This is a genomic window from Candidatus Chloroploca mongolica, from assembly GCF_004762035.2.
GTDB classification, from domain to species: Bacteria; Chloroflexota; Chloroflexia; order Chloroflexales; family Chloroflexaceae; genus Chloroploca; species Chloroploca mongolica.
Genome location: NZ_SIJK02000011.1, coordinates 16,468 through 30,876, shown reverse-complemented (window position 1 = coordinate 30,876; position 14,409 = coordinate 16,468). Strand labels below are relative to the sequence as shown.

Below are 14,409 nucleotides of genomic sequence, written 5' to 3'. Positions count from 1 at the left end.
ACATGAGCCTCATTGTCTTTGAAGATGAGTTGTGGCAGCGCTTCGCAACGCTTGTGCAGGCCCGACCTGTCTTTGAATTGCGGATTGGTGGCTATACGGTGCGTGAGCGGATCGAGGCGACCGTACGCTCGTTGAGGCGCGATGAGACAGCGGCCATGGGTATGGCGCGGCCTCATTTGATGAAGTGCTTCGGTCCCTCCGCAGGGTTGACGGCCTTTCTTCAGGCTGGTGAGCCGGTCATCCTGATCAATGGCCGTGCGCTCGATCTGGCCTGGTTGCCCCGGTTGCTGGACGAGCCGTTGAATACGATCTACCTCGCCGGCGATACCCTCCTGGCAGCCTATCTCTCACCGGCCCTGGCGAGTGCTGTGCTCTATTTTGTCCAGTCACAGCACACGAGCGATGCGCGTGATGAGTTACTGCGCTTTGCGCGGGTGCATGATCTTGGCCCCGATAAGCCGCCCCTGCTGCTTGGCTTTCCCTGGGATCTGATCAATCAGTCGGGTGAGCAACTGGTGCGCGATCTGCCGCTCCTCGCCCAACGGTTGCCGTTGCTCACGACCGAGATGCCAAATGTGGTGGTGCGCGGCGAACGGGTCTATGTTGATCCACGCGCCCGCCTCGATGGGCCGCTGGTGTTGGATGCCCGTGATGGCCCGATCTTTATCGAGGCCGAGGCCCATATCGAACCCTTTAGTTTTCTGCAGGGGCCAACCTATATTGGCCGGGGGAGCCTGATTTCCAGTGCTCGGATTCGCGGCGAAACGGCGATTGGCCCGGTTTGCCGCATCGGGGGCGAGGTCGAAGCGAGCATTATCCAGGGCTATAGCAATAAACATCACGATGGCTTTCTTGGCCATTCCTGGCTCGGTGAATGGGTCAATATTGGGGCGATGACCACCAATAGCGATCTGAAAAATAATTATGGCAATATTCGGGTCAACCTCGAAGATCTTGGACCATTTGATAGTGGGGTGATCAAGCTCGGGATGTTCCTCGCCGATCATGTGAAACTCGGGATTGGCCTTTTGCTCAATGGCGGCACGATGATCGGCACAGGAAGCAATGTTTTTGGATCGCAGAACATTCCCAAAAATATTCCCCATTTCACCTGGGGTGGCGATACGCTGCGCGAGTATCGCATTGATGGCATGATTAGCGTCACACGCACGGTGATGGGACGGCGCAAGCGCGAGTTGACCTCTGATTACGAAGCGTTGCTGCGGGCGGCTTTTGAGTTGACCCGGGCGAGCCGTGGCGCCGTCGCTCAGGCCCCTGTTTCACGGCGTGAATATGCTTCGCCCCGTGCCCTGGCCCAGGCTGAGCATGATGCCATTGCTGGCTGAGAGTGAGGCGTTGATGCTGACCAGACGTGATCTGCCCAGTGTTGATCGGTTGCTCCAGGTGGTGCGGGCCAAGGCTGATCCGACGTGGCCTGGCGAGTTGCTGCGTGAGGCGGTGCGCGCCGAACTCGATGATCTGCGTGGACGCTTACAGGCTGGGGAAGAACGTGAGGCCGCGCCTCCCGAGGTATTGTTGCGTACCCTGGCTGAACAGGTCATCGCACGCATAACAACCGAACTTCGCCCCAGTCTGCGCCCGGTGATCAATGCGACCGGGGTGATTATTCAGACCAACCTGGGACGTGCCCCGCTCAGTGCGGCGGCCCGCGCTGCAATGCACGAGGTTGGGACTGGTTATACCAATCTTGAGTATGATCTCGTTGTTGGCAAACGTGGAAGCCGCAATGTTCACCTTGAAGCCCTACTGACCCGGTTGACCGGGGCCGAGGCGGCGCTGGCGGTGAATAATAATGCAGCCGCCGTCTATCTGGCGCTGATTGCGCTGGCTGCCGGGCGCGAGGTGATTGTCTCACGCGGCCAGGCTGTCGAGATCGGGGGCGGCTTTCGCATCCCCGATGTCCTTCGCCAGAGTGGGGCAACGCTCGTTGAGGTTGGCACAACCAATCGCACCTATGCGCGTGACTATGCCGCAGCCATCACTGAGCGCACCGCGATGCTGTTGCGGGTGCATAGTAGCAATTTTCGCCTACTTGGCTTTGTTCACGAGGCAAGCCTCGCTGACCTGGCGACCGTCGCACAGGCCCACGGGGTGCCTCTGGTTGACGATCTCGGGAGTGGTACCCTTTTGCCGACCGCTCCCTTTGGCCTTGCCCCCGAGCCGATGGTGCAAGAGAGTGTCGCAGCCGGAGCTGATCTCGTGACCTTCAGCGGTGATAAATTGCTTGGCGGGCCACAGGCGGGGCTGCTGGTAGGCCGCACAGCCTTGATCGACCAACTGCGGCGGCATCCTCTCGCCCGTGCGCTGCGGCTCGACAAGACGACGATTGCAGGCCTCGAAGCCACCTTGCGCAGCTACCTCCGCGGGCAGGCGCTCAACGAGATCCCCGTGTGGCAGATGATCAGCGCCCCCTTGCCCCGCCTCCAGGCGCGTGCCGAGGCGCTCGCCGCAGCGCTGCAAGCGGCGGGCATCGCCGCCAGCGTTACGCCGTGTCGCAGCGCAATCGGCGGAGGCTCGTTGCCCGGCGAGACCCTGGCAAGCGTTGGCGTCGCCGTCTTGCCAGGGCCGGTCGGGGCCGAAGTAGTGATGCAACGTCTGCGCCTTGGCGAGCCTGCGGTCATTGCGCGCATCAGCGACGCGCAGATCCTCTTTGATCTGCGCACCGTTGGTGAAGACGAAACCGACGCCTTGGTGACGCGGGTAGTTGACGCGAGCTAATTCTCGACGCGGTGAAAGGTTTCGGCCATCGGCAGGCCGAAGGGCTCGCCGCGTTCAATGGCCCACTGGCGGATCAGTTCAGCCAGTTCCGCCTGATCGGTGCCAAGCTGACTCACATGGCAGCGCAGAGCCGCGAGTTTCAACTCGAAGGTCGTTGAAATATCAACCGCATAATTGAGATGCGGCGCCCCCACGACAAAGAGTTCTTTGACGCGACTCGGGGGCAAGCCCTCGGCCAGTAACTCGGGGAAATCCCAGCCATTCTGAGCTGCCGGATAGACCGCTGCCAGGCTCGCCTGGGCGGAGGCCAGATGGTCGGGATGGTAGCGTCCAATCACATACCCCGGCGTCCAAACCCGGTCAGGTGACTGACAGACAAAACGATAGGCCCTGGTACGGCGGATCTGCCGCACAATATCGCGGCGCAGCGCAAGACTTGGTTCGAGCATCCCATCGGGGTAATCGAGAAAGACAACCTCCTTGAGGCCCATCACCTCGCCTGCGGCGCATTGTTCAGCTTTGCGAATGTTACTGATCCGACGGCGCTCTGCTGAACCCACATCAATGGCATCATCAGGCCCGCCCCCGCTGCCATCCGTACAGACCACCAGGGTCACCTCCCACCCTTCTTGCGCCCAGGCCGCGAGGGTGGCCCCACAACTAAATTCGGCATCATCGGGATGGGCGACAACAGCCAGAACGGTGCGTCGCTCATCAGCGGGACTGGTCATACTCAATGCTCCTTATCTGAACCATCACGGACAACGTGTAGAATTTCGTCACAGGCACGCAGGGTCGCCAGGCGGGCCCAACCCAGCGAGACCGTCGGACCAATGGCAATCAGCAACAAAAGCTTGGCAACGGTCACCATAATGATACTCTGCTCGGGGCCTTCGTGAATCACCAGATGTCCCAGTTGGCGCTGCCCAAGATTGCGCCCGATCTCGGCAAACGCCTGCGTATTGCCAGCGGCCAGTGCCGCAACAGCCGTGACATTAATATCGCGTCGTCGGCTCCAATGCGTAAGCACAATGCCACTGATATCGGCCAGCAGCACACACTGGACATCTGGCTCCATCACGATCTCTTTGAGGGCCAGCCGCATCGCGTGGATCTGCGCACTCGAATACGTACGCCCCCGCCAACTCGGGCGCCCGGTCGGGAGTTGCATCGTCACCGGTGCACCCTGATCGCCTGATCGTTTGGGGAGAGGCGACAGTGGTCGCGTGGATGAAGGTGGGGGCATTTTTGGTGCTGGTGGTTGAGGTGGCGCAGCAGAATGGTGCGTCGATGCAGGGGCCGGGGGGGGCGTACCCTCGGTGCCAAGGCGCTGCGACGGGCGAGGCAAGAGCTTGATTGGATCGAGCAAAAGATCGACGGCAAGCCGCATCCGTTCAGGTGAAATCGGCTTTTCGAGCAAGCAATCAATCTGGAGTTCAGCGGCTCGTTCAGGCGTCAGATCTTCGGGACTTACCGTAAAGACAATCACCGCTGTCTTGGGATCGAGTTCATGCACATGCTTAACAAGTTCGAGCCCACTCATCCCTGGCATCCGAATATCGGTGAAGAGCAGATCGACAGGCTGGCGTGCAATTGCCAGCAGCGCTGCCTCACCTGAAGAGACCGCATGAACCTCATACGGTGAATCATCGGTGAGCGCCATCGCAACGATCCGGCGAATATGGGGATCGTCATCAACAATCAGAATGCGCTTCAACATATGGCATACCCCTGGGATCACGAACGAACCCTGTCAGACAACGGGTCAACGCCCGCATCTTGTCATGGTAGTATAACGCACTCTGAGTGTCGGGGCACGGCAGTGCCGTGCCAGGGCTGATGCAACGTCCGCCTCCGGCGGTGGGGTGCGGAACGGCTTCGCCGCTCCACGAGATTTTTTTGGTTCGTTTTGGCGGCGAAGCCGCCAAAACGAACCAAAAACTGGGGTTTGGGGCATGGCGGCGCCGTGCCCCAACAGCCGCCGTTACATAGCATCGATGCTAACGCAGGTTGATATGCAATTCTTTGAGTTGCCGCTCGTCGACTGGTGACGGGGCTGCCGTCATCAGATCCACGGCCTGCTGGGTCTTGGGGAAGGCCATCACTTCACGGATGGTACTTTCATCGGCCAGGATCATCACGATGCGGTCAATGCCAGGGGCAATGCCACCGTGAGGAGGTGCGCCATACTCAAAGGCTTCGAGCATATGCCCAAATTGTGCCTGGGCCAGTTCGGGGGTAATGCCAAGCAGATCAAAGAGCTGTTGTTGCACATCGCGGCGATGGATTCTGATGCTGCCACCGCCTGCCTCATACCCGTTGAGCACCAAGTCATAGGCTTTGGCCCGTACCTTGCCGGGATCAGTTGCCATCAGATGCATATCGGCATCTTGCGGCGCGGTGAAGGGATGGTGAACAGCGTCCCAACGTGCTTCGTCCTCATTCCATTCGACGAGCGGAAAGTCGAGCACCCAGGAAAAATTGAGCGTATTGGGATCAGCGAGCTTGAGGCGCTGGGCAAACTCGCGGCGCAGACGGTCAAGCGCTGCGGCCACGACAGTCGGTTGATCGGCGACGATCAACAGCAGATCGCCAGGTTGGGCGGCCATCCGTTCGACGATGGCACTCATTTCACCTTCGCCCAGATTTTTCCCAAACGAGGAGCGTACCTCGCCACCATCAGCAGGGACAATCGCCCAGGCGAGCCCTCTGGCCCCACCGATCTTCGCAAACTCGGTCAACTCATCAATCTGCTTGCGCGAGTAGCTCCCACAGCCGGGAATGCAGAGCCCCTTGACCTCACCGCCATTGGCGAGAGCCTGCTGAAAGACTTGAAACGGTGTTGCCATAAGCAGATCGCTCAGGTTGATCAGTTCAAGCCCATAGCGTAGATCGGGTTTGTCGCTGCCATAGCGGGCCAGTGCCTCGGCATACGTGAGGCGCGGAAAGGGTGTCGGCACGTGCTTGTGGGGCACGACGGCGCGGCAGAGCTCAATAAAGAGGCGTTCGATCAGTTGGATCACATCTTCCTGATCAACAAAACTCATCTCCATATCAAGCTGCGTAAACTCGGGCTGGCGATCGGCACGCAGATCTTCATCGCGAAAGCAGCGTGCGACCTGGAAATAGCGATCATAGCCTGCGACCATCAACAACTGCTTGAGTTGCTGGGGGCTCTGAGGCAAGGCATAGAACTTGCCGGGATGCACCCGTGAAGGCACCAGATAATCACGGGCACCTTCGGGCGTTGACTTGATCAAGATCGGCGTCTCGATCTCAAGAAAACCCTCCTCGTCGAGGAAATCACGCATAAATTTGATGACCCGATGGCGCAAGATCAGATTACGCTGCATGCGTTCGCGGCGCAGATCAAGATAACGATACTTGAGGCGAATCATCTCATCTTCGCCACCCTCCTGCGCAATATAGATCGGCGTGGTGCGCGAAGGATTGAGAACCTGGGCTTCGAGGGCCTCAACTTCGATGGTTCCAGTCCCAAGGTGTGGGTTCACAGCCTCAGCCGGACGGGCGCGTACACGTCCACGAATCTGCAGGACATACTCAGAGCGCGACTCTTCGGCCACTTTATGGGCCATTGCCGTAATGCTATCGAAAACGACCTGGGTGATGCCATAGCGGTCGCGCAAATCGAGAAAGATCAACTCACCATGATCGCGGCGGCGATGCACCCACCCCGCCAGAGTTACCTCGTGGCCGATATGCTCAGTGCGCAGCTCGCCGCAGGTGTGCGAGCGAAACATAGACTCTCCTCTTTTTACCGAAACAATCCTCATTATAACACGGGCAAGGATACGCTATAATTATGCCAGCCGGGCCTCGCCCTCCGGCGAGGGTGTTGGGGCCTGCGAACCTCAAGAGTCGTGTCTTAAGGCATGTTTCAGAATGGGGTATGCTTGCATGACCGTTGGAGTGCCGACTTCAGTCGGCCTCAACCGACTGAAGTCGGCACTACGTAGGGAGCAACCTGTCAAGTGCCTACGAACCTTGTCTAATTGGTCAAAACGCCAGTTAAGACACACGCTAGAGGGCTGATGAAGATGAAGGTAGAAACGTCTTGACTCATTCACGACGAGTGCAGATCCTTGGCGTAACGATTGACGATGTGCTTGAATCAGAGGCCGTCACGCGGATTACCGCGATGCTTGAAAGCGGAGGTGCCCACCAGATCTGTACGGTCAACCCTGAATTTATCAATGAGGCCGCACGCAATCCTTGCTTTGCCGAGGTGCTTGCTCAGGCCGATCTCTGTACCCCCGACGGCATCGGGGTGTTGCTCGCCGCACGTTATCTTGGGACGCCCCTGCGCGGTCGCGTGACCGGCGTCAGGCTCACCCATCGCCTCGCCCAACTCGCCGCTGAACGAGGGTATCGGCTCTTTTTGCTTGGCGCGGCGCCCGGGGTTGCCGAAGAGGCCGCTGCGGTCTTGCGGGCAACCTACGCTGGCCTGACGATTGTCGGCTGTGTGGCGGGTTCGCCAGCCCCGCGCCACGAGCCCTTCTTGCAACAGGTAATCCGATCCGCTCGCCCTGATATCTTGCTGGTGGCCTATGGTCACCCCAAACAGGATCTCTGGGTTGCCCGTAATCAACCGATTCTCCAGGTTCCCGTCGCCGTGGGGGTCGGTGGTGTCTTTGATTATCTTGCCGGACGGGTGCCTTTTGCGCCCGCATGGATACGCCAGATTGGTTTAGAATGGCTCTATCGTCTTGTTTCCCAGCCACGTCGCTGGCGACGTATCGTTGATGCCGTCCCCTATTTTTGCTGGCGTGTCGTGTCTACTGCTTATTAGGTTGGAGGGTGCAAACCCTCGTATGTTCACGGAGTATCCTGATGTCACAGACGACCGCAGAAAAGATCGAAGAGCTACGCCGACGACGCGAAAAAGCCCAGACCGGTGATCCCCAGGCCATCGAGAAGCAGCATGAGCGTGGCAAAAAGACGGCCCGTGAACGCATCGATCTCTTGCTTGACCCGGGTTCTTTTGTAGAGCTTGATGCGTTTGCTGTCCATCGCACCGCTGCGTTTGGTATGGAACGCCGCAAGCCGCTTGGTGATGGCGTTGTGACCGGCCATGGCACCATTGATGGACGCCCGGTCTGTGTCTTTGCCCAGGATTTTACGATTTTTGGCGGGAGTCTCGGCGAGGTGTTTGCCGAGAAGATCTGCAAGGTGATGGATCTTGCCCTCCGCATGGGTGTGCCTTGCATTGGCATCAACGACTCGGGCGGCGCACGTATTCAAGAGGGTGTGGTGAGTCTTGGGGGTTATGCCGAGATCTTCTACCGCAATGTCTTGAGTAGTGGGGTGATTCCGCAACTCTCGATTATTGCCGGGCCGTGTGCCGGTGGGGCGGTCTATTCGCCGATTATGACCGACTTCATTATGATGGTCAAAGGTTCTAGCCAGATGTTTATTACTGGCCCCGATGTCATCAAAACGGTCACCGGTGAGGAGGTCGGCTTTGAGGAGCTTGGCGGCGCGATGACGCACAATTCGCGCAGTGGTGTGGCTCATTTTGCCACCGATAGCGAAGAAGATAGCTTCGAACAGATGCGGTTGCTCTTCTCGTTCTTGCCCTCGAACAATATGGAAGATCCGCCCTACCAGGCCCCCGAAGATGATCCCGAGCGCATGGACGAGGCGTTGCAGACGATTGTTCCTGATAATCCGCGCAAAGCCTACGATATGGTCAGCGTGATCGAAGCCGTGGTTGACGATGGCTTCTTCTTTGAGGTGCAGCCCTACTGGGCACGCAATCTTGTGATTGGCTTTGCCCGCCTCGATGGCAATGTCGTCGGCGTCGTGGCCAACCAGCCGATGCAGATGGCAGGTACCCTCGATATTGATAGTTCAGTCAAGGGGGCGCGTTTTGTGCGCTTCTGCGACGCTTTCAATATTCCCCTGCTGACCTTTGTCGATGTGCCGGGTTTTATGCCGGGGACGCAGCAAGAGTATGGCGGCATTATTCGCCACGGTGCCAAGTTGCTCTATGCCTATTGTGAGGCGACGGTGCCCAAACTGACCGTGATTACCCGCAAAGCCTATGGCGGGGCCTATGACGTGATGGCCTCGAAGCATATCCGCGCCGACTTCAACTTTGCCTGGCCGACTGCCGAGATCGCCGTGATGGGCGTGGATGCCGCTGTCCGCATTATCTTCCGCAAAGAGCTTGCCGAAGCACGCGATCCGCAGCAGCGCCTTGCCGAACTCATCAATGATTACCAGAGCCGTTTTGCGAACCCCTATGTCGCCGCCGAGCGCGGGTACATTGATGCGGTCATTGAACCACGCGAAACGCGCCCCGCCCTGATCAAAGCCCTCAAGATCGCCCGCACCAAACGCCAGAGTATGCCTACGCGCAAGCATGGCAATATTCCGCTTTAGAACACCAAACACCGCCTTGCGCACAAAAAGCCAGCGACGCTGGCTTTTTGTGCGCAAGGATGCTTGAGACAAAGTAAAGCATCCTTATCCTTCTCCTTGCAGGAGTCTACGCAGCGTTTCACGGTTGATTGCATCATCAAAAAGCGCCCGCACTGGAAGAACAAACTCACTGAGTACAATGCTGCGTATCTCCCCTGAGCGTGCTTTGATGGCAAGTTCGTACTGCCCATCAACGAGCCAGTACTGCTCGATGATTTCGGCTACCGGATCAAGCAGCCAGTATTCATCAACCCCGTGAGCCGCATAGTCATCAAACTTCACGCCTCGGTCATTGGCTTCCGTTGATGGCGAAAGAACCTCGATAATCAGATCTGGAGCCGGAAAACGCATCTGATCAGGCTCAAATCCGCTCGCAGTCGCTGCCTTGAAGAAACAGATATCCGGCTCATAGTCATTGCGTGTCAGCGAGATCATCATCTTTTCATAGCCAACATACCCGAGATCGTGCTTGCCGACATAGGTGTCAAGCAAAATCAGCAGACGCTTTGCAGTAATATTATGACGTAAACGTACTGGGGAATGCACGATCTTCTCTCCATTAATAAACTCGGCTTTTTCAGCTTCACTAATCGCATCAATGAACTGTTGTCGCTTCGCTCGTTCCTCAGCAAGCATCGCCTCGAGCTGCTGGGCAACAACGGGTAAACGTGGTGAATGCAGCAATTGATCTAATAACGCTTGTTCAGGTGGAGAAACACGCATCGGGAAGCCTCGTTTGTTCCATGCTTGCTATCGCAGGCCTAAAGAATGGGGCAAGGGTCATGTGGCTGCTCGCGGCATAGTCGCCAGCAGTCACATGTTAGGGTTGATTTTTGAGCTTTGACCATATGGTACCATAGACCCAGGCTCGTTTGAAGAAGAAGGAGACAAGGATGTCTGAGGCGCGTCTGTTCATGAATTTTATTAATGGGGAGTTTGTGCCGAGTCTGGGTGGCAAGACGTTTGAGCGGCGCAATCCGGCGGATACCGCTGATGTCGTCGGCATCTTTCAGGATAGCAATGCCGATGATGTTGAGGCCGCCGTTACTGCGGCCAAGGCGGCCTATGCAACCTGGCGCAAGGTGCCGGCACCTCGCCGCGGCGAGATTTTGCTGAGGGCTGCCGATCTGCTCCTGGCCCGCAAAGACCGCTATAGCCACGATTTGACCCGTGAAATGGGCAAGCCGCTCTTTGAGGCGGGCGGCGATATTGTTGAAGCCATCGGTATGGCACAATACGCCGGCAGTGAGGGACGCCGGATGCACGGGGTCACCACGCCGTCAGAGTTACCCAACAAGTTTCAGATGAGTATGCGCCAGCCGATTGGCGTGATTGGCATGATTACGCCGTGGAACTTCCCGATGGCGATTGCGTCGTGGAAGATGTTGCCTGCGCTCGTCTGTGGCAATACGGTGGTGATCAAACCCGGTGAAGATGCATCAATCAGTACCTTTAACCTGGTCGAGTGCCTCGTTGAAGCAGGCTTGCCGCCGGGGGTCGTCAATATTGTGACCGGCCACGGGCCGAGTGCCGGTCAGCCCCTGGTCGAGCATCCCGATGTGCCAGTGCTCTCTTTTACCGGCAGCACCGAAGTTGGGCGTCTGGTCTACGAGTTGGGCGCCAGGCAGATCAAGCGGGTCAGCCTCGAAATGGGTGGCAAGAATCCGCTGATCGTCATGGACGATGCCGACCTTGATCTGGTCGAGCAGGGCGTCGTCTGGGCGGCCTTTGGCACGACAGGGCAGCGCTGTACGGCGACTAGCCGCGTCATTGTCCATCGCAAGGTTGCCGCGACCTTGATCGAGCGCCTGGTAGCCCGTGCGCAGGCGTTGCGCGTTGGCAACGGCTTGCACCCCGCGACCGAGATGGGGCCGCTGGTCAATGAGGCGCAACTCGAGCGAGTGCTTGGCTATATCGAGGTGGGCAAGGCCGAGGGGGCGACGCTGTGCTGTGGGGGGAACCGGCTCACCGAAGGATCGTATGCCAACGGTTGGTTTGTGCAGCCGACGATCTTTACAGGTGTACGTCCGACGATGCGCATTGCCCGCGAGGAGATCTTTGGGCCGGTCTTGAGTGTCATCGAGGTCGAGAGCCTTGATGAAGCCCTTGCCGTCGCCAACGATGTTGCGTATGGGCTCTCTTCGTCAATCTATACCCGCGACATCAATGCAGCCTACCGGGCAATGCACGAACTCGAAGCAGGCATTGTCTATATCAATGCACCAACGATTGGCGCCGAGATCCACCTGCCCTTTGGCGGAGTGAAAGCGACCGGCAACGGCCACCGCGAGGCGGGGCCAACAATGCTTGATGTGTTTAGCGAGTGGAAGAGCGTCTATGTCGACTACAGTGGTAGCCTGCAGCGGGCGCAGATTGATAATGCCGACTAACATACCAGGAAACGTTGTTCACAGCCTACTAAAAAGCAGCAACGCAAAGGGGGCCTTGTGGCCCCCTTTGCGTTAGTGTTTCTGCGAGACGTTACGCGGGCAACGTCCCTGACGCAGGTGGTGGCAGCGAAGGTGTATTTTGCTGCCGGGTGCCATTCTGACGGGTCATATCAATCACCATTGGCTTGACCCGGCTCATCAACTCAGCGAGTTGTTCGCCTTCGACCGTCTCGAATTCGAGCAAGGCATTCGCCATATCGTCGAGCACATCACGGTTATTGATCAGAACCTGATAGGCCGTCTCGTAGGCTTCGGTCGCCAGGCGATGTACTTCCGAGTCGATCTGACGGGCAACCTCATCACCATAGTTGCGCTGCTCGCTAATCTCGCGACCGAGGAAGATCAACTCTTCCTTCTCGCCAAAGACGATTGGCCCGAGCTTACTACTCATGCCATACCGTGTAACCATCGAGCGAGCGGTGCGGGTCACACTGACCAGGTCAGCCGACGCCCCCGTCGTAATCTCTTCTGGCCCAAAGATAATCTCTTCCGCGGCACGACCGCCCATGGCCACAACCATATCGGCCTTGAAGTAGGCCAGGCTCTGCAGGCCAAGGTTATCCTCATCGGGCAAGAAGAGGGCGTACCCACCGGCGCGACCACGCGGGATAATCGTCACCTTCTGGAGGCGATTGGCGCGGGGCATAGCACCACCGGTAATCGCGTGCCCTGACTCGTGGTAAGCAACCACCAGTTTTTTGCGGTCAGTCATCACCCGTGAGCGACGCTCGGGGCCACCGAGGGCGACACGCTCGATCGAGTCTTGAAGTTCAGACATCCCGATCTTCTTCTTCGAGCGCCGGGCGGCCAGAATCGCGGCCTCATTGACCGCATTCATCAGGTCAGCGCCCGAGAAGCCAGGCGTCAGACGGGCAATGATCTCCATGTTGATATCATCAGCCAGGGGCTTGCCCTTGGTATGCACCTTGAGGATATCAATGCGGCCACGGACATCGGGCGCATCGAGCACAACCTGACGGTCAAACCGACCGGGCCGAATCAACGCCGGATCGAGCACGTCGGGCCGGTTGGTGGCGGCGACCACAATCACATTGGTATTGGTATCGAAGCCATCCATCTCGACCAGGATCTGGTTGAGCGTCTGTTCGCGCTCATCGTGCGAACCACCGAGCCCGGCCCCACGCTGACGGCCAACCGCATCAATTTCATCAATAAAGACGATACACGGCGCATTGCGCTTGGCCTGATCGAAGAGATCGCGCACACGCGACGCACCAACACCAACAAACATCTCGACAAACTCAGAACCAGAGATGCTAAAGAAAGGCACCCCGGCCTCACCGGCGACCGCACGCGACAAGAGCGTCTTGCCTGTCCCGGGAGGACCCACCATCAGCACGCCACGCGGAATGCGGGCACCGAGGGCGGCAAACTTATCAGGGAACTTCAGGAACTCGACAATCTCGGTCAGATCCTGTTTGGCCTCTTCCTGTCCGGCGACATCGGCAAAGGTCACCGTTGGCTTATCACCGGCAAACATGCGTGCGCGGCTCTTGCCAAACGACATCGCCTGATTATTCGAACCCTGCGCCTGGCGCATAAAGAAGACAAAGAACCCAATCAGCAGCAAGGTTGGCAACAGGATTGTAAATATGCTCAGCAGACCACCCCATGCTGGTGCAGGTGCAACCTGAACACTCACCGGCCCGCCATCATTGCTATTCAAAGGAATACCATAGCTTGCCAACAGCGACATCACACTATCGCCCGTCTCAAGGCGCGAGCGATACTCACTTCCATCACGATATTGGACAATGATCTGCTCATCACCGGCCTGGGCTTGAATTGTTGCAACGCGCCCGGCCTCGATATCAGTAATGACTTCGGCGATACCTTTTTCATTATTCTGGGTTGTTGAGCCACCAAAATACTGAAAGAAGAGTGCGAGAGCCGCGACCAGAATGATCAGATAGACAAAACTATTTTTCAGCCAGCGATTGTCACCCATATGTTACTTCTACCCTTCCAAAAGCTCTGTGCTCTCTCCGTGCCAGCTCGGGAGTCTTTAAAACCCGTGTTGTCGTTGGTCAAAAATGCCAGCACAGCCGACATTTTTGACCAACGACAGCACGATTTTTGGGAGCCGCAGGCCCCAACACCCTAACCGGAGGCATTGTGAACGTATATTGCAGTATAACAGAGTGATGCCCCTGCTTCAAGGGAACCAGATCACACCATATTTGTAATCTAGATCACTCGGCATAGATTTCGGGGCGAAGAATGCCGATATAAGGGAGATTGCGGTAGCGTTCAGCATAATCCAGGCCATAGCCAACCACAAACTCATTGGGGATATCGAAGCCCAGATAATCAACCTTGACCTCGGCTTTGCGGCGTTCAGGCTTATTGAGCAGGGTACAGATACGCAGACTGGCGGGGTTCCGCCGCTGAAGTTGGGCACACAAATAGGCAAGGGTCAGACCACTATCAATAATATCTTCGACAATCAAGATATGGCGACCGGCAATATCCGTCTCGAGATCCTTGATCATCCGAACAACGCCACTCGACTCGGTGCTGGCACCATAGCTCGCAATGGCAATATAGTCTATCGCCAGGGGCAGGTCAATGGAACGTGCCAGATCCACCATAAAGGTCGCACATCCCTTGAGCACCCCCACCAGCAAGAGGGTGTCACACTCGGCATAATCCTGAGTAATCTGCCTTGCCAACTCATGAACCCGTGACTGGATCTGATCGGATGGAATCAAGACTCTAGCAATGTCGTCGCGCATTGAACTCCTCTTCTCACCCC

At 57.5% G+C, this 14,409-nt stretch carries 11 protein-coding genes; 5 read left to right on the top strand and 6 right to left on the bottom strand.

Annotated elements, in window-relative coordinates; genetic code table 11:
* The first annotated feature begins 2 nt into the window (after window positions 1-2).
* Together EYB53_RS08085 and selA are read left to right on the top strand one after the other, a co-directional pair.
* Window positions 3-1,346, top strand: coding sequence for a putative sugar nucleotidyl transferase (locus tag EYB53_RS08085; RefSeq protein WP_135477699.1), 1,344 nt, complete (start codon window positions 3-5; stop codon window positions 1,344-1,346).
* Window positions 1,327-2,739, top strand: coding sequence for an L-seryl-tRNA(Sec) selenium transferase (gene selA / locus EYB53_RS08080; protein WP_254150968.1), 1,413 nt, complete (start codon window positions 1,327-1,329; stop codon window positions 2,737-2,739). The genes EYB53_RS08085 and selA overlap by 20 nt, the downstream gene beginning before the upstream one ends.
* On the opposite strand, the gene EYB53_RS08075 is transcribed toward selA, so the two are convergent.
* The 3 genes from EYB53_RS08075 to aspS all read right to left on the bottom strand — a co-directional run bounded on the left by EYB53_RS08075 (window position 2,736) and on the right by aspS (window position 6,500).
* A complete protein-coding gene (locus EYB53_RS08075; protein ID WP_135477698.1) occupies window positions 2,736-3,470 on the bottom strand; it encodes a PIG-L deacetylase family protein in 735 nt (244 codons plus the stop codon). The two genes, selA and EYB53_RS08075, sit on opposite strands and share 4 nt — an antisense overlap.
* A 2-nt stretch (window positions 3,471-3,472) precedes the next feature.
* Entirely contained in the window at window positions 3,473-4,459 is a 987-nt protein-coding gene (locus tag EYB53_RS08070) for a roadblock/LC7 domain-containing protein (protein WP_135477697.1), read from the bottom strand.
* A 280-nt stretch (window positions 4,460-4,739) separates the two neighbouring features.
* Window positions 4,740-6,500, bottom strand: coding sequence for an aspartate--tRNA ligase (aspS, locus tag EYB53_RS08065; RefSeq protein WP_135477696.1), 1,761 nt, complete (start codon window positions 6,498-6,500; stop codon window positions 4,740-4,742).
* A 314-nt stretch (window positions 6,501-6,814) separates the two neighbouring features.
* On the opposite strand from aspS, the gene EYB53_RS08060 reads away from it, so the two are divergent.
* Both EYB53_RS08060 and EYB53_RS08055 read left to right on the top strand, forming a co-directional pair.
* Complete coding sequence (locus EYB53_RS08060; RefSeq protein ID WP_254150967.1) at window positions 6,815-7,549, top strand: WecB/TagA/CpsF family glycosyltransferase; 735 nt, start codon at window positions 6,815-6,817, stop codon at window positions 7,547-7,549.
* Window positions 7,550-7,590: 41 nt separating this feature from the next.
* Window positions 7,591-9,144 (top strand): acyl-CoA carboxylase subunit beta, encoded by a 1,554-nt coding sequence (locus EYB53_RS08055; RefSeq protein ID WP_135477695.1) that lies wholly within the window; start codon window positions 7,591-7,593, stop codon window positions 9,142-9,144.
* Window positions 9,145-9,228: 84 nt separating this feature from the next.
* On the opposite strand, the gene EYB53_RS08050 is transcribed toward EYB53_RS08055, so the two are convergent.
* Window positions 9,229-9,906, bottom strand: coding sequence for a Uma2 family endonuclease (locus EYB53_RS08050; RefSeq protein ID WP_135477694.1), 678 nt, complete (start codon window positions 9,904-9,906; stop codon window positions 9,229-9,231).
* A 170-nt stretch (window positions 9,907-10,076) separates the two neighbouring features.
* Here EYB53_RS08050 and EYB53_RS08045 point away from each other — a divergent pair, with 170 nt between their 5' ends.
* Window positions 10,077-11,573, top strand: coding sequence for an aldehyde dehydrogenase family protein (locus EYB53_RS08045; RefSeq protein WP_135477693.1), 1,497 nt, complete (start codon window positions 10,077-10,079; stop codon window positions 11,571-11,573).
* 91 nt (window positions 11,574-11,664) lie between these two features.
* Here EYB53_RS08045 and ftsH read toward each other — a convergent pair whose 3' ends face one another.
* Together ftsH and hpt are read right to left on the bottom strand one after the other, a co-directional pair.
* The gene (gene ftsH / locus EYB53_RS08040) at window positions 11,665-13,602 is read right to left on the bottom strand and encodes an ATP-dependent zinc metalloprotease FtsH (protein ID WP_135477692.1); all 1,938 of its coding nucleotides are present in this window, start codon (window positions 13,600-13,602) and stop codon (window positions 11,665-11,667) included.
* 244 nt (window positions 13,603-13,846) lie between these two features.
* Complete coding sequence (gene hpt / locus EYB53_RS08035) at window positions 13,847-14,389, bottom strand: hypoxanthine phosphoribosyltransferase (protein WP_135477691.1); 543 nt, start codon at window positions 14,387-14,389, stop codon at window positions 13,847-13,849.
* Between the last annotated feature and the right edge of the window lie 20 nt (window positions 14,390-14,409).